At 69.8% G+C, this 19,654-nt stretch carries 20 protein-coding genes, 3 tRNA genes and 1 pseudogene; 16 read left to right on the top strand and 8 right to left on the bottom strand.

Translation table 11 applies throughout. The annotated features are described in order from the left end of the window. Window positions 1-93 precede the first annotated feature (93 nt). Window positions 94-2,061: a M3 family metallopeptidase gene (locus AB0J09_RS16745; RefSeq protein WP_360690914.1), complete on the bottom strand. Its 1,968-nt coding sequence runs from the start codon at window positions 2,059-2,061 to the stop codon at window positions 94-96. A gap of 165 nt (window positions 2,062-2,226) precedes the next feature. Between AB0J09_RS16745 and AB0J09_RS16740 the strand changes: the two genes are divergently transcribed. Continuing rightward, a tRNA-Gln gene (locus AB0J09_RS16740) sits at window positions 2,227-2,298 on the top strand. A gap of 7 nt (window positions 2,299-2,305) precedes the next feature. Here the strand turns inward: AB0J09_RS16740 and AB0J09_RS16735 are convergent. Then, entirely contained in the window at window positions 2,306-3,235 is a 930-nt protein-coding gene (locus AB0J09_RS16735; RefSeq protein WP_360690911.1) for an alpha/beta hydrolase, read from the bottom strand. 109 nt (window positions 3,236-3,344) lie between these two features. Here AB0J09_RS16735 and AB0J09_RS16730 point away from each other — a divergent pair, with 109 nt between their 5' ends. From AB0J09_RS16730 to AB0J09_RS16705, 6 genes and pseudogenes are all read left to right on the top strand, one after another. Further along, window positions 3,345-4,790, top strand: a complete 1,446-nt coding sequence (locus AB0J09_RS16730) for a sensor histidine kinase (protein WP_360690908.1) — start codon at window positions 3,345-3,347, stop codon at window positions 4,788-4,790. Between the two features lie 39 nt (window positions 4,791-4,829). Further along, window positions 4,830-5,444, top strand: a complete 615-nt coding sequence (locus AB0J09_RS16725; RefSeq protein ID WP_360690905.1) for a response regulator transcription factor — start codon at window positions 4,830-4,832, stop codon at window positions 5,442-5,444. Between the two features lie 345 nt (window positions 5,445-5,789). Continuing rightward, window positions 5,790-5,858 (top strand): annotated as a pseudogene (locus AB0J09_RS16720) (hypothetical protein); the annotation flags it as partial. Window positions 5,859-6,138: 280 nt separating this feature from the next. After that, entirely contained in the window at window positions 6,139-7,077 is a 939-nt protein-coding gene (locus tag AB0J09_RS16715; RefSeq protein ID WP_360690902.1) for a transposase, read from the top strand. 100 nt (window positions 7,078-7,177) lie between these two features. Continuing rightward, window positions 7,178-7,253 (top strand) — tRNA-Glu (locus AB0J09_RS16710). Window positions 7,254-7,272: 19 nt separating this feature from the next. After that, a tRNA-Glu gene (locus AB0J09_RS16705) sits at window positions 7,273-7,345 on the top strand. Between the two features lie 286 nt (window positions 7,346-7,631). Here the strand turns inward: AB0J09_RS16705 and AB0J09_RS16700 are convergent. Beyond that, window positions 7,632-9,341 (bottom strand): hypothetical protein, encoded by a 1,710-nt coding sequence (locus tag AB0J09_RS16700; RefSeq protein ID WP_360690899.1) that lies wholly within the window; start codon window positions 9,339-9,341, stop codon window positions 7,632-7,634. A 58-nt stretch (window positions 9,342-9,399) separates the two neighbouring features. Then, window positions 9,400-10,116, bottom strand: a complete 717-nt coding sequence (locus AB0J09_RS16695; RefSeq protein WP_360690896.1) for an IclR family transcriptional regulator — start codon at window positions 10,114-10,116, stop codon at window positions 9,400-9,402. A gap of 119 nt (window positions 10,117-10,235) precedes the next feature. Here AB0J09_RS16695 and leuC point away from each other — a divergent pair, with 119 nt between their 5' ends. The 4 genes from leuC (at window position 10,236) to AB0J09_RS16675 (ending at window position 12,827) form a co-directional block, all read left to right on the top strand. After that, window positions 10,236-11,621 (top strand): 3-isopropylmalate dehydratase large subunit, encoded by a 1,386-nt coding sequence (gene leuC / locus AB0J09_RS16690; protein WP_360690893.1) that lies wholly within the window; start codon window positions 10,236-10,238, stop codon window positions 11,619-11,621. Between the two features lie 13 nt (window positions 11,622-11,634). Beyond that, a complete protein-coding gene (gene leuD / locus AB0J09_RS16685) occupies window positions 11,635-12,222 on the top strand; it encodes a 3-isopropylmalate dehydratase small subunit (RefSeq protein ID WP_360690890.1) in 588 nt (195 codons plus the stop codon). Next, window positions 12,201-12,428, top strand: coding sequence for a hypothetical protein (locus AB0J09_RS16680; protein WP_360690887.1), 228 nt, complete (start codon window positions 12,201-12,203; stop codon window positions 12,426-12,428). The genes leuD and AB0J09_RS16680 overlap by 22 nt, the downstream gene beginning before the upstream one ends. A gap of 99 nt (window positions 12,429-12,527) precedes the next feature. Then, a complete protein-coding gene (locus AB0J09_RS16675) occupies window positions 12,528-12,827 on the top strand; it encodes an HU family DNA-binding protein (RefSeq protein WP_360690884.1) in 300 nt (99 codons plus the stop codon). A gap of 99 nt (window positions 12,828-12,926) precedes the next feature. Here the strand turns inward: AB0J09_RS16675 and AB0J09_RS16670 are convergent, their stop codons facing one another. Continuing rightward, complete coding sequence (locus tag AB0J09_RS16670; protein ID WP_360690881.1) at window positions 12,927-13,166, bottom strand: hypothetical protein; 240 nt, start codon at window positions 13,164-13,166, stop codon at window positions 12,927-12,929. 57 nt (window positions 13,167-13,223) lie between these two features. Here AB0J09_RS16670 and AB0J09_RS16665 point away from each other — a divergent pair, with 57 nt between their 5' ends. After that, window positions 13,224-14,435, top strand: coding sequence for an MFS transporter (locus AB0J09_RS16665; RefSeq protein WP_360690878.1), 1,212 nt, complete (start codon window positions 13,224-13,226; stop codon window positions 14,433-14,435). On the opposite strand, the gene cofC is transcribed toward AB0J09_RS16665, so the two are convergent. Then, a complete protein-coding gene (cofC, locus tag AB0J09_RS16660) occupies window positions 14,430-15,065 on the bottom strand; it encodes a 2-phospho-L-lactate guanylyltransferase (RefSeq protein WP_360690875.1) in 636 nt (211 codons plus the stop codon). The genes AB0J09_RS16665 and cofC overlap by 6 nt on opposite strands. A gap of 134 nt (window positions 15,066-15,199) precedes the next feature. Between cofC and AB0J09_RS16655 the strand changes: the two genes are divergently transcribed. The 3 genes from AB0J09_RS16655 to AB0J09_RS16645 all read left to right on the top strand — a co-directional run bounded on the left by AB0J09_RS16655 (window position 15,200) and on the right by AB0J09_RS16645 (window position 18,090). After that, entirely contained in the window at window positions 15,200-15,856 is a 657-nt protein-coding gene (locus tag AB0J09_RS16655) for a lysophospholipid acyltransferase family protein (protein ID WP_360690872.1), read from the top strand. Window positions 15,857-15,860: 4 nt separating this feature from the next. After that, on the top strand, window positions 15,861-16,871 hold the full coding sequence (locus AB0J09_RS16650; RefSeq protein WP_360690869.1) for an NAD(P)H-dependent glycerol-3-phosphate dehydrogenase: 1,011 nt from the start codon (window positions 15,861-15,863) through the stop codon (window positions 16,869-16,871). Between the two features lie 124 nt (window positions 16,872-16,995). Beyond that, window positions 16,996-18,090 carry a D-alanine--D-alanine ligase family protein gene (locus AB0J09_RS16645; protein ID WP_360690866.1) on the top strand — a complete coding sequence of 365 codons (1,095 nt, stop codon included), beginning with the start codon at window positions 16,996-16,998 and terminating at the stop codon, window positions 18,088-18,090. 4 nt (window positions 18,091-18,094) lie between these two features. On the opposite strand, the gene AB0J09_RS16640 is transcribed toward AB0J09_RS16645, so the two are convergent. Together AB0J09_RS16640 and AB0J09_RS16635 are read right to left on the bottom strand one after the other, a co-directional pair. Further along, window positions 18,095-18,526 (bottom strand): DUF3515 domain-containing protein, encoded by a 432-nt coding sequence (locus tag AB0J09_RS16640; protein ID WP_360690863.1) that lies wholly within the window; start codon window positions 18,524-18,526, stop codon window positions 18,095-18,097. Window positions 18,527-18,539: 13 nt separating this feature from the next. After that, the gene (locus tag AB0J09_RS16635; protein WP_344991475.1) at window positions 18,540-18,773 is read right to left on the bottom strand and encodes an Lrp/AsnC ligand binding domain-containing protein; all 234 of its coding nucleotides are present in this window, start codon (window positions 18,771-18,773) and stop codon (window positions 18,540-18,542) included. A 47-nt stretch (window positions 18,774-18,820) separates the two neighbouring features. Between AB0J09_RS16635 and AB0J09_RS16630 the strand changes: the two genes are divergently transcribed. Then, window positions 18,821-19,654: thiamine-phosphate kinase (locus AB0J09_RS16630; protein ID WP_360690859.1), on the top strand; the 834-nt coding region annotated here is incomplete at its 3' end.

Here is a 19,654-nt window from a genome sequence, read left to right as displayed (position 1 = left end):
GGCGCGCTTCCCGTGCCCCTCGATCCTTCTAGTGCGGTGGATGGAGGGTGCCGGGAAGACGCCGTGACGTTCGGAAAGCCCCGGTCTGAGGATTCAGTCGAGGCCGCGGCGGGCGAGCAGCGGCTGGATGCTGGGCTCGCGCCCGCGGAAGTTGCGAAAGGCGGTCAGCGGGTCGAGGCTGCCGCCCCGGGAGAGCAGCTCGCGGCGGAAGTGGTCGCCGTTGGCCCGGATGAGCCCGCCGTTCTCCTTGAACCACTCCACGCTCTCCGCGTCGAGCACCTCGCTCCAGATGTAGGAGTAGTAGCCGGCGCTGTAGCCGCCGGAGAAGATGTGCGCGAAGTAGTTGGTCCGGTAGCGCGGCCTGACCTGCGGTACGGCGATCTGGGCGGCTTCCAGGGCCGCGGACTCGAACGCCTCGGGGTCGGCCACCGTCTCACCTGCCGCCAGCTTGTGCCAGGTCCAGTCGAGCAGCGTGGCGGCCAGGTATTCGACGGTCTTGAAGCCCTGGTTGAACTTCTCCGCCGCCTTCAGCTTCTCCACCAGCTCGGCCGGCATCGGCTCGCCGGTCTCGTGGTGCTTGGCGTAGTTGGCCAGCACCTCGGGCCAGGTCGCCCACATCTCGTTGACCTGCGACGGGTACTCGACGAAGTCGCGCGGCACGGTGGTGCCTGACACGCGCGGGAACCGTACCTGCGAGAAGAGGCCGTGCAGCGCGTGGCCGAACTCGTGGAAGGCGGTGTTCACCTCGTCGTACGTCAGCAGCGTCGGCCCGGAGGCGGGCTTGGTGACGTTGAGGTTGTTCATCACCACGGGCTGCAGCCCGAACAGGAACGACTGGTCCACCAGGTTGTTCATCCACGCCCCGCCGCGCTTGGTCGCCCTCGCGTACGGGTCGAGCACGAAAAGCCCCAGCCGGCTCCCGTCCTCGTTGAACACCTCGAACACCGTCACGTCGGGGTGGTATCCGCCGAGGTCGGGCCGCTCGGTGAAGGTGACGCCGTACAGCTTCCCGGCCGCGAAGAAGATGCCGTCACGGTAGACGCGGTTGAGCTCGAAGTACGGCCGCATGGCGTCCGCGTCGAAGTCGTAGCGGGCCTGGCGCACCTTCTCGGAGTAGTACGACCAGTCCCACGGCTCGATCTCGAACCCGGCCTGCGCGGTCAGCTCCTCGGCTTCCTTCCGCGCGTTGCGGACGGCGGGGCCGACGAGCTGGCCCAGCATCTCCTCGACCGCCTCGACGGTCTTGGCCGTCTGGTCGGCCACCACGTACGCGGCGTGGCTGGGGAACCCGAGCAGCGCCGCCCGCTCGGCCCGCAGCGCCGCCATCGTGGCCGCCAGTCCGAAGTTGCCCGGCGCCCGGCCCACGCTCAGCTCATACAGCCTGCGGCGCACGTCGCGGTCGGTGAGCAGGGCCAGGCCCGGCTGGTCGGTGAAGTTGAGCAGCGGCAGGACGTACTTGCCGTCCTTGAGCAGCGACTCGATCTTGGCCTGGTCGAAGCCGTCGAGCTCCTTGGGGTCCTCCACGACCAGCGCGGACTCCGTCGAAGCCTTCAGCAGGCTCTGCGCGAACTCCGTCGAGAGCTTCGACAGCTCCTCGTTGAGCTCCCGCAGCCGGTCCTGCTCCGGCTCCGACAGGTCGGCCCCGGCCCTGATGAAGTCTTCCCGGTACTTCTCCAGCAGCCAGGACTCCTCGGGGTCCTCCGTCGTCACCTGCTTGATCCGCGCCCACAGCGCCCGGTTGAGCCGGATGGCATCCATGTGGCGGGTCAGCTGGGGAGAGATCTCCTTCTCGATCTCCATGATGCCGTCTGTGGTGTTGGAGGCGGCAATGCTGAAGAAGACCGTGGCCGTGCGGTCGAGGATCCGTCCCGACCGCTCCAGCGCGGCGATCGTGTTGTCGAAGGTCGGCGGCCCGGGGTCGCCTGCGATCGCGTCGACCTCGGCCAGTTGCTCCGCCATGCCGCGCTCGAACGCGGGCAGGTAGTGCTCCTCGCGGATGTCGGCGAAGGGCGGCAGCTCGTACGGCAGGGTGCTTGGGGCGAAGAACGGGTTACCGGCCAACGGTGGGGCTCCTCCACGTGGTGTTTTGTCCCCTTCAGCTTGGCACGATCAGGCCCGTGCTGTGAGCGGTGGAGGGCGCGTCGGCTAATCGTTTTGGTCTTAGCCCCATAGCTGGGCTATTCTTTCGGACGTCGCCGAGCGCGCCTCATGAGGGGCCGCTAACGGTGGGGTATGGTGTAATTGGCAGCACGACTGATTCTGGTTCAGTTAGTCTAGGTTCGAGTCCTGGTACCCCAGCACTTCTTTATTTCGCCAGTCCGTGCAGGATTTCGGTAATCTCCCGGTACGTTTTCGCCGTCGGCGCATGGGATGCCTCCACCGAGAAGATCTTGAACGTGTTGTCCGGCGTAGCCGCGTCCGCTTCCTTGATCATCCGGTCCTGCAGCGCGAGCGGGATCGTCTTGTCCCGCGTGTGCCTGATGTAGACGCGCGGCACTCGTCCCCACGCCTCCTTGCGCCCCCGAGCGTCGGCGCTCCCCACCTGGAGACTCTCATCCGGCAGCAACGTGTTCAGCATGGCCAGCAGCTCGCCCTCGCTCGCCTCCGCCATGAACGCCGCCTTGACCGCGTCCAGAAACGTCCTGTCGTTCGTGCGCCAGTTCATGCGGATCGCGCCGATCACCCGCGGGTCGGCGATGATGCCCCTCTCCGCCACGCCCGCCGCGAGGCTCTCCTTGCCTTCCGGCGTCGCCAGATAGTCGTTGGGAGAGGGCAGCTTCGTGCAGCAGAACGCCGTGTCGTAGACGAGCAGGTCGATCAGCTCGGGCACCGCGTCGGCCGCCTTCGTGATCGCCGCGCCGCCCAGGCTGCCGCCTACCAGGATCACCGGGCCATGGCCGGAGGCCCGGCGCACGACGTCCACCGTGGCCTCCACATAGTCGTCCAGGGTGACCCCCGCCACCGGCGACGGCAGCGTGGCCAGCTTCTCCAGGTCCTGCGGCGCCTGATAGGCCAGGTGAAACTGCTCCTCGGGGCCGTGGCCCGGCAGGTTCACCCCGACGGTGCGGTGGCCGCGCAGCGTCAGCTCAGAGTCCGCCGCGGCCACGCCGTTCGCGCCGGTCACGAAGACGTACGTGGTCACGTCCTTCCTGGGCTTGGCCGCCGAGGCGCCCCCGGCGCCGGCCCCCGCGACGGCGGCGTACTGGAACATGTCTCTACGGGTCGGAAAGCTCATGACTCGATGTTCGCCCTGTTCAGCCTGGGTGCGCATCGCCTGCCTGGCTCGTCGATCGGTGGATGCCCGGCATCCACCGATCGGTCGATGGCGTGCCAGGCTTGACCTCATGAGCTGGCTCGACGGCCGCGAGCGCTGGGCGTTCCTGGGGCTCGCGTACGCACTGCTCGCGATCTCCACGACCGCGGCCGCCCTCGCGGACGCGCCCACCGGCAGCATGCCCTGGCCGATCCTTCGCTGGCTGGCGGGCCCACTCGTGACCTGGCTCTCGGCAACGGCCGAGCCGGCCACCAGCGCCCTGGCCGCAGCCCCTGCCCTGACCTGGCTGGGGTCGCCCGTATCGGGGTGGCCTGCGCCGGCCTGGCCCGTGGCGGGGTGGCCGGTGCCGGCGTTGATCGCGGTGTGGGTGGCGCCGATCGCGTGGCTCCATCCTCGCCGCGACAAGCACCGCATGCTGGTCGTGAGCCACTACCTCGTCCTGATCGCCCTCGCCGGTGCGCTGACCGCCGCGAGCCCCGCCTTCATCCTGTTCGCCGCGATCGGCTACCCGCTGGCCATCGCCATGCTGCCGGCCCGGCTGGTCATGGCGGGCGTGACGCTCACCGCCATCGTCAACGTGACCGCCCAGGCGGGCCCGGGTGCCGGAGACACCCTCCTCACCGTGATCGCGGGCGTGGCGCTGCCGCTGGTCATCGCCGGTTGGTACGTCTCCAGCGAGCACGACAAACGCCGCCGCCTGGTCGAGCGGCTACGTGCCGCCATGACGGAGAACGCCGACCTGAACGCCAGGCTCCTCGACCAGGCCAGGTCGGCGGGCGTGCTCGACGAGCGGCACCGCGTGGCGGGCGAGATCCACGACACGGTGGCGCAGGACCTCGTCGCGCTGATCGGCCAGCTCGACGCCGCCGATCGCGCCTCCCAGCCCCCCGTGCGCCGCCGCCACCTCGACCAGGCCGCCGAGCTGGCCCGCCGGAGCCTGTCCGAGGCCCGCCGATCCGTACGCGCCCTGCGCCCCGAGCCGCTGGAGAACGCGAGGCTCCCGGAGGCGATCAACGGCATGGCCGAGTCGTGGTCGCAGGCGGCCGGCGTGGATCTGGCGCTCGAGATCACCGGCACCCCGGTCGCCCTGGCCGCCGAGGTGGAGGCCGCCCTCTTCCGCGTCGCCCAGGAGGCTCTGGCCAATGTCGCCAAGCACGCCAGAGCCACCAGGACGGGCCTCACGCTGTCGTACACGGACGAAACGGTCCTCCTCGACATTCGCGACGACGGGGCCGGCTTCGACCCGCAGGAGCCCGCTGACGGCTTCGGCCTGGACGGGATGCGGCAACGCGTGCGTGGCGTCGGCGGCACCCTGGACGTCGAGTCCGAACCGGGTCAGGGCACGGCCGTGGCCGCCGCCGTCCCCGCCATCCCCGCCGAAGACGCTGATGAGACGGCCGGCGCCCTCCACGGAGGAGCCGGGCGAGCTGCGGCGGAAGGACGGCCGGCCGACTGTCAGGTTGGGCGACTGGATCTCCGGGGCGGCCGATCGACCTCCGGAGACGGCGGTGGATGAGACGCTGACGAGGGACGATCGCCCGGGGGAGAGGGACGGATGCCGGTGAGGTTGCTGATAGCGGACGATCACCCCATCGTGCGCGACGGCCTACGCGCGGCGCTCGGCGGGGAGCCCGACCTCGAGATCGTCGGGGAGGCGGCCGACGGCGCGGAGGCCGTCCGGCTGGCCGCCGAGCTCGAGCCCGACATCGTCCTCATGGACCTGCGCATGCCGGGCATGGACGGCGTCACCGCCATCCGCCGCCTCCACGGCACGGGCCCGCGGGTGCTGGTGCTCACCACGTTCGACACCGACGTCCTGCCCGCCCTCGAGGCGGGCGCCAGGGGCTACCTGCTGAAGGACGCCTCTCCGGAGGAGCTGGTGCGTGCCGTCAGAGCCACCCACAGGGGCGAGACCGTCCTCGCTCCCGCCGTCGCGGGCCGGCTCGCCGATCACCTCCGCAAGCCGTCCAGGGGCAGGCTCAGCAAGCGCGAGCTGGAGGTGCTCCACCTCGTGGCGGGGGGAGCGACGAACAAGGAGGCCGCGGCCGGCCTGTTCATCAGCGAGGCCAGCGTCAAGACACACCTGCTGCACATCTACGCCAAGCTCGACGTCCGCGACCGCGCCTCCGCCGTCGCCGAGGCTTACCGCCGCGGCCTCCTCACCCACTGATCTACTTCGGCCACTCGCAACCTGGTCCCCTCCGTCCGCTGGCCAGCCTTGCGCCGCCGAGGTGCCCCTGAGCCTGAGAGGGGTGCACGGTGGGGGTGTGGAGACGTGCCGCGGTCAAGGGCGGAGGCGTGGCGGTGATTTAGGTAGAGTCCGCCCGGCTTATGGATGTCTTTCGTGTTGCGTGGGCAGCTTCCCCCGCTTCGTCGCCCACTCGTCCTCCACCGGAGGTCGCGTCTTTGCGACGCTGTGGACCTGCTCCTCCTTCGTGGCCAGCGTGGGCGGCGCATTCTGGACGTGGTCAAGCGGTACGTCGCGAACCAGAAGAACGTGTAGGCGGGTGGGCTCGTGCTGACCGGACGCAGATACCTGTTGGACCTCACCCCAGGGCAGGAACAGTTCGCGGAGCGCATCGGCGGGGCATGCCGGTCCGTGTGGAACACCGCGCTAGAGCAGCGTCGCGCCTATCGGCGGCGAGGCGCATTCATCGGCTACCACGAGCAGGCCCGTCAACTGGTCGAAGCCAAGGGAGAGTTCGAGTGGCTGACCGAGGCGCCCAGCCACTGCCTGCAGCAGACCCTCATAGACCTGGATCAGGCGTGCTCGCTGCACGGCACGTGGAAGGCCGCTGGAAGTACAAGACCCGCAGCCGTCCCTCGTTCCGGTTCCCGGAGGGGGCAAGATCGCTGTGGAGCGGTTGAACCGTCGCTGGGCGCGGGCGAAGCTGCCCAAGCTGGGCTGGGTCCGGTTCCGCTGGAGTCGCCCGCTGGGCGGGACCGTCAAGAACGCCACCGTGGCGCGAGAGGGCCGACGCTGGTATATCAGCTTCCTGGTCGACGACGGCGAGCAACCTCTCACCCGGCACGCCAGACCAGATACCGGGATCGGCGTGGATCGCGGTGTCGCGAAGATCGGGACCACGAGTGAAGGCCAGTTCCACCACAAGGTGTTCGCCCGTGATCGAGAGGTCGAACACGCAGTCAAGCTGCAAAGGGACTTGGCTCGCACGACCAAGGGCAGCAACCGGCGCACTCGTGCCGCGCGCCGAGTGGGGGCGTTCGCCGCGCGGATCCGCCGACGTCGTGAGGACTTCGCCGCCAAGACCGCGCATGCGCTGACCCGCGACCATGATCTGATCGTGTTCGAGGCGCTGAAGACCAAGAACATGACCGCCACGGCCAAACCCAAGCCGGACCCCGGCAGGCCGGGGACTTTCCTGCCCAACGGGGCGGCGGCGAAATCCGGCCTGAACCGTGCCATCCTGGACAAAGGATGGCATCGGATCGAGCTGACCGTCCGGTCCAAGGCCCGGTACACGGGCACCTGTGTGATCACTGTCAATCCGGCGAACACGTCCATCACGTGCCATGAGTCCAAGAAGGTGGATGCGAAGTCCCGCAAGAGCCAAACGGTCTTCGCGTGCACCTCCTGCCGACATCGTGATCACGCGTATGTGAACGCCGCCAAGAACATCCTCACCGCCGGGAGGGCGGAGCTCGCGCAGGCCAGACCGGTCGCGCGGGTTGGGGCGCGCAAACCACGCAGCCGCGTGGGCCGGAAGGTGAACCGCCAAGCAACAGCGTCTGGAGCCGCTGCGAAGACGGGGTCCCGGACGGCTGGAATCCCCCGGCCTTAGCCGTGGGGAGCGCTTCAAAAGCGGTTTGGAGTGGTCTTCGGGGTGCGGTAGAGTTACCTGCGTTGCCGGGGAGGCCCGGCACCACCCAGCTTGTGGACAGGGTCCCGTCGTCTAGTGGCCCAGGACGCCGCCCTCTCAAGGCGGTAGCGCCGGTTCGAATCCGGTCGGGACTACCACTTGTCACAAGCCCGCGAAGGTCCCGTCGTCTAGTGGCCCAGGACGCCGCCCTCTCAAGGCGGTAGCGCCGGTTCGAATCCGGTCGGGACTACGTCTACTTCACCCGCTCCGGCGCTATAGCCCCGGAGCGTTTCGCTTTTCCGGCCGAAGAGCGTGCCGGTTGACGACTCTCACGGAGCCGGCCCACTTTGCGCTCGTAACGGCGCCCAGCCCCGCACACCACACGACCGTCTCCCTGGACAGAGCCCGGCCATGTGCGGCGGGTGGGCCGGCCGTGCTCCGCCGTAAAACATGAAGGACGAGACGGCCACGGACGGCGCCGCACATGCAACTAGAAGGCCCCCGCGAACAGGAATCCGCGGGGGCCTGGGAAGCGGTTAGGCGGAACGGGCCTTGAAGAGGGCGCGACGGGCTGCCTTGGCGACTTGTTTGTCCGGGTGGACCTGGGAGATCAGGTCCAGCAGTTCCTCCACGTGCGCGTGCGGGATCCGCCAGACCACCTCGAGCAGGCTGTTGACCATCTCGGGCCCGATGTCCCGCAAGCTGCTCACGAACTCCGACCGTCCCAGACCGGCAGAGATCGTCCACATGTCCAGGATCAGCCAGTGCGTGTCGTCCTGAGTGGGCTCGGGCGCCCCCTCGACCTCCAGCTGGCTCAGATGCGTGGCAGCGTAGGGCCGCAGCGAGGGCTGCTTGAGCGCCGCCTGCCAGGCCGGGATGGCGGCCTCGCCCAGCGTGCCGACCACGCTGGCGGCCTGCACCCTGATCAGCGCGTCGCTCTCGTCCTCGGCCGCCGCGTCCAGCAGCTCCTCGGCCGCCTTGCCCGGCTCCCGCAGCCGCATCCAGGCCGCGAACTCCGCGTCGGCCTCGTCCTCCGGCAGCTCCGCGCTGAGCGCCAGCAGCTCGTGGGCGCTCATGGACTCGATCGCGGGCCGCGCGTCCACCTCGATGTCGGAGTCGTCCACCAGGTGGACGACTCCCTCGGTGCCGAGCGGCGTGAGCCGGACGGTGGTGCCGTCGACCTCGACCATGCCGTAGCCGGCCAGCCAGTCGATCGCGGGCGTCAGCGGGTCGCCCGCCGCCTCCCACGCGTCCGCCCCCAGCTCGTCGAGGTCGGCGGCGGCCTCGGCCAGGTCCTGCGCCAGCTCGTCGAAGTCGCGCGACCCGCCCGCCAGCAGCAGGCGGACGAGCAAGCCCCGCGTCAGGCCCGTCAGCGCCATCGTGAGGTCTTCGTCGTCGAGCTCCGGGTCGCCGTAGTCGACCGAGTGGAGGCCCAGCATCCAGGCGTCGAGCACGTCCTCGTCGTCGTCGAACGGCCACTCGGAGGTGTCGTCCTGCACCGCCACCGTGTTGCCCTCGCCCGGCTGGAGGAACTCCAGGTCCACGGCCAGGTTCCAGAGGTTCCAGAGCTGGGGGACCGCCTCGGCGATCGGGCCGTCGGTTTCGGGCCTGGGCAGCCCGACGGTCGCCAGCGCCTCCTCCACCTCGGCGTCGGTGAGCAAGGTGTCCTCGCCCACCCGGCGGCCCGACCCCACCCACAGGGCGAGGTCGCGGGCCTTGGCGACCAGCGGCGCCTGCCGGGCGGCCTCGGCCAGCTCGGTGTCGGGCCGCAACCGGATCGTGTCGAGATCGGCGAGCTCGTCCGCGAACGGCTCGAAATCGCCAAGGTCGCCGACCTCTTCCTCCTCGTCGTCGCCCTCGGTGTCGTCCAGCAGCTCTTCCATGAGGTCGACGAACTCGTCTTCGACGTCGTCCAGCTCCGCCTGCAGATCGGCGAGGGAGTCTGAGCCCTTGGCCAGCCTGCCGGTCTGGGAGAGGAACGTCAGGTACGCGTCCACGGCCGGGAGCATCCCGTCGGCGGCTGCGTCGGGATCCTCCACGACCTTGGGCATGCGGTCGAGCAGCAGGTTACGCAGGTCGGCGCGCTTCCAGGTGCCGAGGTCCTGCGAGAAGGCGAGACGGTGCCAGAGTGCGGCAGGCCCCACGAGCTCGGGGTCGCTTCCGGGCGCGTTCGCACGCGCCCACATGATGAACTCTTCGAGCAGGGGTCGCAGCTCAGTGGCGGCTACCTCGATGCGATCTGTCACGCACTCAGGCTAGTGCGCCCACGAGGCACTCGGCTCCCCAAATACCTGCTTTTGCCGATCATGACGTGCGACGCATTGCCTCCGTTATACGTTCGGCGGCCGCCATAACGGGCACCGCGTGGAGCCGTCCCGGTGCCCTCGTGAGCCGTTCGATGGGGCCGGAGACCGACACGGCCGCGATCACCTTGCCGCCGCTGCCCCTGATGGGGGCCGACACGCTGGCCACGCCCTGCTCGCGCTCGCCGACGCTGTGGGCCCAGCCGCGGCGCCGTACGGAGGCGAGGGTGGCGGCGCTGAACTTGGCGCCGCGCAGGCCCCGGTGCAGGCGATCCGGCTCCTCCCAGGCGAGCAGAATCTGCGCCGCCGAGCCCGCCGTCATGGGCAGCGCCGACCCCACCGGCACGGTGTCCCGCAGGCCGCTGGAGCGTTCGGCGGCCGCTACGCAGACGCGCTCGTCGCCCTGGCGGCGGTAGAGTTGCGCACTCTCCCCGGTGAGATCCCTGAGCTGCAGCAGCACGGGTGCGGCCACCGCCAGCAGCCGGTCCTCGCCGGCCGCGGTGGACAACTCGGAAAGCCGGGGACCCAACACGAATCTGCCCTGTGTGTCACGACTCACAATGCGGTGATGCTCAAGTGCGACGGCGAGCCGGTGGGCCGTGGGGCGGGCCAGACCGGTGGCCTGGACGAGCTGCGCCAGTGAAGCGGGTCCCGCTTCGAGGGCATTGAGTACAAGAACTGCCTTGTCGAGTACTCCGACTCCGCTAGAGTTGTCCATGTACCGATACTGCCGTCTCGACATATGAGAAAGCAAGTCGGAGGCAAACTCCACGCGAGGGGATATTGGGGCCCCAGCGAGTGATGCGACGGTGCATCGCGAACAACCCAGGAGGAGACATGGGCCGCACACTGGCCGAGAAGGTCTGGGAGCAACACGTAGTCCGGCGCGCCGAGGGCGAACCGGACCTGCTCTACATCGACCTGCACCTCATTCACGAGGTGACCAGCCCGCAGGCGTTCGACGGGCTCCGTCTCGCCGGCCGGAAGGTGCGGCGGCCCGACCTCACGATCGCCACCGAGGACCACAACGTGCCGACCGTGCTCGGCCCGATCTCAGACCCGGTGTCCAAGACGCAGGTCGAGACGCTGCGCAAGAACGCCGCCGAGTTCGGCATCAGGCTCCATCCGATGGGCGACGCCGGTCAGGGCGTGGTGCACATCATCGGCCCGCAGTTCGGGCTGACGCAGCCGGGCATGACGATCGTGTGTGGCGACTCTCACACTTCGACGCACGGCGCGTTCGGCGGCATCGCGTTCGGCATCGGCACCTCCGAGGTCGAGCACGTGCTCGCCACGCAGACCCTGCCCGCGTACCGGCCGAAGACGATGGCCATCGAGGTCTCCGGCGAGCTGCCCGCGGGCGTCACGGCCAAGGACCTGATCCTGGCCATCATCGCCAAGATCGGCACCGGCGGCGGCCAGGGCTACATCGTCGAGTACCGCGGCGAGGCCGTCCGTAAGCTCTCCATGGAGGGCCGGATGACGGTCTGCAACATGTCGATCGAGGCAGGCGCCCGCGCCGGCATGATCGCGCCGGACGAGACCACCTTCGAGTATCTCAAAGACCGCCCGCACGCGCCCAAGGGCGAGGCGTGGGACCAGGCCGTCGAATACTGGAAGTCGCTGCGCACCGACGACGACGCCGTGTTCGACAAGGTCGTGGAGATCGACGCGTCGACGCTGACCCCGTACGTCACGTGGGGCACCAACCCCGGGCAGGGCCTGCCGCTGGGCGAGTCCGTCCCGTCCCCGGAGAGCTTCTCCGACCCCGTCGCCCGATCGGCCGCCGAGCGGGCCCTGGAGTACATGGGCCTGACCGCGGGCACGCCGCTGCGCGAGATCGAGGTCGACACGGTCTTCGTCGGCTCGTGCACCAACGGGCGCATCGAGGACCTGCGCTCGGCCGCTGAGATCCTGCGCGGCCGCCAGGTGAAGACCCGCACGCTGATCGTGCCCGGCTCGATGCTGGTCAAGCTGCAGGCCGAGCAGGAGGGCCTGCACGAGGTGTTCAAGGCCGCCGGCGCCGAGTGGCGCGAGGCAGGCTGCTCGATGTGCCTGGGCATGAACCCCGACACGCTCAAGCCCGGCGAGCGCAGCGCCTCCACCTCCAACCGCAACTTCGAGGGCCGCCAGGGCAAGGGTGGCCGTACCCACCTGGTGTCGCCGCAGGTCGCCGCCGCGACCGCCGTCACCGGCCGCCTCACTGCGCCCGCCGACCTGTAAGGAGACCTCACCGATGGAAGCATTCACCACCCACACCGGTACGGCGGTGCCGCTGCGCCGCAGCAACGTCGACACCGACCAGATCATCCCGGCCGTCTGGCTCAAGCAGGTCAGCCGCACCGGCTTCGAGAAGGGCCTGTTCGCGGCCTGGCGCGAGGACCCGACGTTCGTGCTGAACGACCCGTCCTACGAGGGCGGCTCGATCCTCGTCTCCGGTCCCGACTTCGGCACCGGCTCCTCCCGTGAGCACGCGGTCTGGGCGCTGCAGCAGTACGGGTTCCGCGTCGTGATCGCCGCCCGCTTCGGCGACATCTTCCGCAACAACTCCACGAAGATGGGCCTGCTGCCGGTCGTCCTGCCGGGCGAGAAGATCGAGGCCCTGCAGGCGGCCGTCGAGGCCGACCCGAAGCTGGAGGTCACCGTCGACCTGGCGGAACGCCAGGTCCGCTGGGCCGGCGAGGTCGTGCCGTTCGAGATCGACGACTACACCCGCTGGCGGCTCATGGAGGGCCTTGACGACATCGGGCTGACCCTGCGTCACGCCGACGATGTGGCGGCGTACGAGAATGGTCGGCAGCCATGGCTGCCGACGACCGTCTAGAAGACGACGAACTGGCGCGGCGGTTGCGCGAGGCGCACCGCCGCGTCCGCATGCTCCCCGCGGCGGAGAAGGCCCGGCTGGCCCGCCGTTACCTCGCGATCTGCGACCTGGCGAAGCGGGATCCGGAAAGGGCGGCCGTCCGCTTGGACGCCTTTCTGGCCTCTCTCGACACGCCACGTAGTGGCGAAAATACGCTTGGTGATTGAGTTCCCCCGCGATCCAGCCTACTTTCGAGCGCGTAAGGGGTTTCTACGTCGAACTCGTGAGCTGGAACCCCGAGCCGTAACTGGGGGAGCAGGACTTTCATGAACAAGCGAGAACTCGTCGAGGCCATCGCGGATCGGGTGGGCGACAGGAAGACGGCCACCGAGGCCGTGAACGCGGTCATCGACGCCATCCAGAAAGCTGTGGCCAGCGGCGACAAGGTCTCGATCACGGGCTTCGGCGCGTTCGAGATGGTGAACAAGCCCGCCCGCACGGCCAGGAACCCGTCAACCGGCGCGGAAATCAACGTTCCCGAGAGCTGGGGGCCGAAGTTCCGGCCGGGCTCCGACTTCAAGGAGCTGGTCAACCAGGGCGGCAAGAAAGCCGGAAAGAAGAAGTAATCCCAGCGAGCCAGCACGCCCGGGCCGTCGGCCCGGGCGTTCGCATTTGGCCACGCGATCCGCCGAAAACGCCGGCCCGCCGCTCGCGTGCGGGACCCGTTACTCCGCGTCGCCCGCCGGACCCGGCTCACCGAATGCGTCCGGGACCGGGAAAGTCGAGAGCGTGATGTAGGTGATCTCGCCGGCGGACATCGCGAGGTTGACCCGCTGGCCCGTGCGCAGCAGCCGCAGCGGCCCCGCGTCGAAGGCGGGCGTGCCGAACTCCAGCACGGTCCCGTCGTCCAGGAACACCGTGCCCGAGCGCGTGGCCTCGTCAAAGCTGCGTACCGTCCCCTGCACGTAGATCAGCGTAATTGGTTTGCCCCTCGCCCGGCGAGGCGGCCAAAATCGAAAAGCATGGTGCGTGCGGGCGACTTCTGGCGATTCGTGTGGGCGAACGGTGTCACGCAAATGGGCACCCAGGTCACGGTCGTGGCCCTGCCGCTGGCGGCGCTCCTCACGCTGGACGCCGGAGCGTTTCAGCTCGGCCTGCTGTCGGCGGCCCAGATGCTTGCCTTCCTGCTGATCGGCCTGCCCGCGGGCGTGTGGGTGGACCGGGCGCGGCGCCGCCCGATCCTCATCTGGTCCGACGTCGCGCGCGGCGTGGCGCTGCTGTCGATCCCGGTGGCGGCCTGGCTCGACGTGCTGACTCTGCCGCACCTCTACGTCGTCGCGCTGATGCTGGGAGTGGGCACGGTGTTCTTCGACGTCGCCCACATGAGCTTCCTGCCCGCCATCGTGCCCAAGGAGCGCCTCGAACGCGGCAACGGCCTCCTGGAGGTCACCAGGAACGTCTCGCTGCTCGCGGGACCGGGCGTCGGAGGCTGGGCGGTGGCCGTGTTCACCGCGCCGATCGCGCTGCTCGCCGACGCCGTCAGCTACCTCTTCTCCGCGCTCCTGCTGTCGGGCGTGCGGGCTCAGGAGCATCCGATGCGCGGCGAGCGGGGATTACTGCGGCATGAGGTGGCGGAGGGCATCAAGTTCGTCGCGGGGGAGCCCGTGCTGCGCAGGATCGCGGCCGGCGGCGCGCTGGCCATGGCCGCCAACAGCGTCTGCACGGTCGGACTGCCGCTCTACCTGATCAAGCAGCTCGGCGTCGGCTCGGCCCAGTACGGGCTGCTGCTGTCGGCCGCCGCCGTCGGCTCCCTCGTGGGCGCGGCGCTGGTGGCCCGCGTCACGGCCCGCTTCGGCACCGGCCGCACCCTGTACGGCTCCGCCGTCCTGGCGACCCTGCTCTACCTGCCCGCGCTGGCGACCGGCCCCGGCTGGCGGCTGCTGATCTTCCCGGTGGCCTCGTCGCTGTTCGGCGTGGCCAGCTCGATCTTCGGGATCGCCCAGCTCAGCTACCGCCAGCGCATCACCCCCGACCACCTGCTCGGCCGGGTCAACGCCAGCATGCGCTTTCTCATGTGGGGCGCCGTCCCGCTGGGCGGGCTGGCCGGCGGCGCGCTGGGGGAGTGGCTCGGCGGCCACGCGGTCTTCGCCGCGGGCGTGGCCCTGCTGGGCCTGTCGCACCTGGCGGTGGCGACCTCGCCCGCCATCATGAAGGCGCCCGCGACCCCCTCATGAGGCGGGCCACAGCTCGGCGACCACCGCGGCCGTGTGCGGGCCGAGGCCCAGCGCGATGGCCGCGCGCAGGTCGTCGGGAGTGTCCACGTCCCGCCGGACGGACTCGATCCCCGGCAGGCACAGCTCCTTGGCCCCGACCGCCAGATGCTTGGCCCGAGACTCCCCGCCGAACCTCGGCGTGAACGCCATCCCGGGCCGTACCCCGTAGAAGGTCGTCCCGACGTCGAGCGCGTCCGGCACGAAGGCCTGGTCCAGCTCGGCCGCCGCAGACAGCGCCACCCCCAGCTCCGAAGAGCGCAGGGCAGGCAGGTCGGCCTGGAGCGCCCCCACAGCGTCGCCGGGCGCGACGCGTACGGCGTGGGCGGCCCCTGTCCGTAAGGCGGTGTTCAGCCCGCGGTCCGGATCGGCCACCACCTCGGCCCCCAGCGCGCCCAGCGGACCCGCGGCCGCGGGATCGGCCGTCACCACGATCACCCGGGCGACCTGCGCACATGAAAGCGCCGCCGCCACGGTGTCGCTGGCCACCGCCACCGCCAGCCGGGTGCGGTGTGGCCCCGTCGCCGCGGCCAGCCTCGTCTTCGCCGCGACCAGCGTCTTCACCGGGATGACCAGTGACCAGCGGATGCTCATAGTCTTAAGCATCCCGCCTCGACATCCCGCACGGCCACCCGGGAGACTTGGGGCGCACCCCGTACGTGTTGGAGGAGACCATGAGCCGCCCCACGAGACCATCGCGTTTCTGGGAAACCCTGGCAGTAGTTATCGTGAAACCGCTGTCCCGGCTCCTGGTCAAGAGGGACTGGCGCCGGGGAGAGCGCATCCCGCGCACCGGCGGCGTGATCATCGCGGCCAACCATCTCTCCTGGACTGATCCGGTTCTGCTGTCGCACTTCCTCTACAACAACGGCCGCTGGCCGGTGATCCTGGCCAAGTCCGCGCTGTTCAAGGTGCCGTTCCTGGGCAGGGCCGTGGCGGAGCTGCTCGCGATCCCGGTCTACCGCGACAGCGCCGAGGCGGCCAAGTCGCTGCACATTTCCGCTCAGCGGCTCAAGGACGGCGGCGCGATCCTGTTCTACCCGGAGGGCACCTGCACTCGCGATCCCAACCTGTGGCCCATGGTGGGCAAGACGGGCGCGGCCCGGCTGGCGCTGGAGAGCGGCGCGCCGGTCATTCCGGTGGCCCACTGGGGCGCGCATGAGCTCCTGCCATATGGGGAGAAGAAGCCCAGGCTGTTCCCGCGTAAGACGTTCCACGTGACGGTGGGGCCGCCGGTGGACCTGTCGAAGTACGAAGGCAAGCCGCCGCACGCGGACGTGTTGCGCGAGGCTACGGCCGACATCATGGCGGCGATCACCGAGCAGCTCGCCGAGCTGCGTGGCGAGAAGGCCCCCGAGACTCCCTACGATCCCGCCGGGCGGTGATGGCATGACAAAGGTGGCCGTTTTCAGCACGGGTTCATGGGGCACCACGTTCGCGATGATTCTGGCGGAGGCCGGCAACGAGGTCACGCTGTGGGGGCGCAGGCGGGAGCTGGTCGAGACGATCGACCGCGACCACGTCAATCCCGACTACCTGCCGGGCATCGCGCTCCCCGAAAAGCTGCGCGCCACGACCGACCCGGCGCGCGCGCTCGACGGGGCCGAGTTCGTGGTGCTGGCCGTGCCGTCGCAGCAGCTGCGGCCCAACCTGGCCGCCTGGCGCGAGCACATCCCGCCGAACGCGGTCCTGGTGAGCCTGATGAAGGGCATCGAGCTGGGCACGACCAAGCGGATGAGCGAGGTGATCCGCGAGGTCGCCGAGGTGCCCGAGGAGCGGGTCGCGGTCATCTCGGGTCCCAACCTGGCCAGGGAGATCGCCGAGCGCCAGCCCGCCGCCACGGTCGTCGCGTGCACCGACGAGTCGGTCGCCGCCCGCTTCCAGGCGATCTGCCATCTGCCTCCGTGGTTCCGCCCGTACACCAACCACGACGTGGTCGGTGTCGAGCTCGGCGGCGCGGTGAAGAACGTGATCGCGCTGGCCGTGGGCGTCTCCGCGGGCATGGGCATGGGCGACAACGTCAGCGCCATGCTCATCACCAGGGGACTGGCCGAGATCTCCCGCCTGGGCGCGGCGCTCGGGGCCGACCAGCACACGTTCGCGGGGCTCGCCGGGATGGGAGACCTCGTGGCGACCTGCACCTCGCCGCTGTCGCGCAACCGCACCTTCGGCGAGAACCTGGGCAGGGGCATGACCCTCGACGAGGTCGTGGCCGCCACCAAGCAGACCGCGGAGGGCGTGAAGTCCTGCGAGTCCGTGCTGGAGCTGGCCAGGAAGCACGACGTCGAGATGCCGATCACCGAGGTGGTCGTCGGGGTCGTGCACGACGGCATGTCTCCTGCCGAGGCGGGCATGCTGCTCATGTCCCGCTCACCCAAGCCGGAACGCTACGGCGTCTAAGCACACTGTAGGCGCAGACTCCGCGGCCTGCAGTGCACCGCTGTACGCGGCACACTGTGAGAAAGACCTGATTACGGCGTGCTTGGCTCGCTGTGACCAGAACACCCCGGTAGATTCGGACACCATGAGCAAGCCACGCGTCGCCGTCGTTTTCGGAGGCCGCAATTCCGAGCACGCCGTGTCCCTGATGGGCGCGGGCAGCGTTCTGGATGCGATCGACAGGAGCAAGTACGAGGTGATCCCCATCGGGATCGCCCAGGACGGCAGGTGGGTGCTGGCAGCTTCCGACCAGCGGTTCGCCATCGAGTCGGGCGAGCTGCCGGTCGTCGACACCTCGGGGGCGGCGCTGGCGCTGCCGTCCGGCGGGAGTTCGCTGGTGGCGTACGACTCCGGCAGCATCCCCGTGGAGCTCGGCAGCGTGGACGTGGTCTTCCCCGTGATGCACGGGCCGTTCGCCGAGGACGGCACGATCCAGGGGCTGCTGGAGATGGCCGGGGTGCGCTATGTCGGCTCCGGCGTGCTGGCCAGCGCCGTGGGCATGGACAAGGCCCACATGAAGACCGTGATGGCCGCCGCGGGTCTGCCGACCGGCCCCTACGTCGTCGTACGTGACCGCGACTGGCGGCTCGACCGCGACCGCGTGCTCAAGGAGGCGGAGTCGCTCGGCTGGCCGGTGTTCGTCAAACCCGCCAGGGCGGGCTCGTCGCAGGGCATCTCCAAGGCCTCCGACCTGGCCGAGCTGGAGTCGGCCGTGGAGTTCGCCAGGCAGCACGACCCCAAGGTGCTCATCGAGGCCGCGATCGTGGGCCGCGAGATCGAGTGCGCGGTGCTGGAGTCGCTCGGCGATGAGCCCGCGGTGGCGTCGGTGCCAGGTGAGGTGAAGGTCGAGGGCGGCCAGGAGTTCTTCGACTTCGAGGCGAAGTACTACCCCGATCAGATGTCGCTCACCGTGCCCGCCGACATCCCCGAGGAGACGGCCGAGCAGCTGCGGGCGATGGCCGTGCGCGCGTTCGAGGCGCTCGACTGCGAGGGGCTCGCGCGGGTCGACTTCTTCTACACGACCGACGGCGAGCTGGTCTTCAACGAGATCAACACCATGCCCGGTTTCACGGCGCTGTCGGTTGCGCCGCAGCTCTGGGCCGCCTCAGGGCTGGACTACCCGGCGCTGGTCGACCGGCTCATCCAGCTCGCGCTGTCGCGGCCGACGGGGCTGCGTTGACGTCTCAGCTGGACGGCGTCGAGACCTGGGCGATCGGCTTCGACAGGTCCGCGAGCACCTCGGCGGCCACGTGTTCGCCGCCGACCGTGACCTCCACGTAGGCCGTGTCCGTCACCGCGGTGAACAGGGTGGGCCTGTCGGGGTCGGCGAACCAGCCCACCCCCCCGATCTCCTGGAGCTGGTCGGTGGGCGCCATCTTGGCGGGCCTGGGCACGCCGCAGCGCAGCGCGATGGCGGCCTCGCCCCAGACGGCCACGTACGGCGACTCCGGCGTGGACGTACCACGCCGGTCGCCGTCGAGCGTCTGGGGCAGCAGCGTCGCCAGCTTGTCGCAGGCCGCCACCGCCTCGCCCTGCGGCTTGGGCGGGTCGACCTGCACGGTGCCGCCGCAACCGGCGAGTGCTAGGAGAACGAGCAGGACGGCGGCGGCACGCATGCGACGACTACCTTCAGATGTGGACGATCGGACACGTAAGAGTACGCGTGATGCCCTCCACTGCCTGAATCTGCGCCACCACGAGCTTGCCCAGCTCGTCGACGTTGTTGGCCTCCGCGCGCACGATCACGTCGTAGGGGCCCGTCACGTCTTCAGCCTGAGTGACGCCGGGAATCCCGGATATCTCCTGAGCCACGGCAGCGGCCTTGCCGACCTCAGTCTGAATAAGGATGTAGGCCTGCACCATCACGTCCTCCCAGGCGATTGGATCACGCCGAAGGGCCACCGTACCCTGTGTGCGTCAGGAGGTGCGTCATCACAGTCGGAGATCTCGGCGAATTCGGAGTGATAAATCGTATTACCGGACGTCTGCCCCAGGGCGCGGCGGTAATGCTAGGCCCGGGTGACGACGCCGCCGTCATCCGCGCGTCCGACGGCCGTGTGGTGGTCTCAACGGATTTGCTGATCGAGGGTAGGCACTTTCGCCGCGATTGGTCCAGCGGCTATGACGTGGGCCGCAAGGCCGCGGCACAGAACCTTGCCGACGTCGCCGCCATGGGCGCCGAGCCGACGTCCATCGTGGTCGGGCTGGGCATGCCCGCCGACCTCCCCTTGAAGTGGCTGGACGACCTCACGGACGGGTTCCGCGACGAGTGCGCCGTCGTCGGGGCGAGCGTGGCCGGAGGCGACATCACGAAATGCGACCTGGTGGTCATCGGGGTCACCGCGCTGGGCGACCTGGGCGGCCGGGCACCCGTGACGCGTTCGGGGGCCAGGCCTGGGCAGGTGGTGGCGGTGGCCGGCCGGCTGGGGTACGCCGCCGCCGGGTGGGCGCTGCTGGAGGCGGGTGTGCCTCTGACCCCTGTCCTCGAGGAGGTCGTGGTCGCGCATCGGCGGCCCTGCCCTCCGTACGCGATGGGGCCGCAGGCGGCCGAGCTGGGCGCGAGCGCGATGCTGGACGTCAGCGACGGGCTGCTGCAGGACCTGGGCCACGTCGCCGAGGCCAGTGGCGTGCGTATCGAGGTGGATCCACAGGCATTCGCGGTGGGGGAGCCCGTGGCCGTCGCGGCCAAGGAACTGGGGGCCGACCCGCTGGAGTGGGTGCTCACAGGCGGTGAGGATCACGCG

It is taken from the genome of Nonomuraea sp. NPDC049784 (assembly GCF_040659615.1).
Classification (GTDB): domain Bacteria; phylum Actinomycetota; class Actinomycetes; order Streptosporangiales; family Streptosporangiaceae; genus Nonomuraea.
Note: the sequence above shows the minus strand (reverse complement) of the source record. Positions and strands in the feature narration are given on the sequence as shown.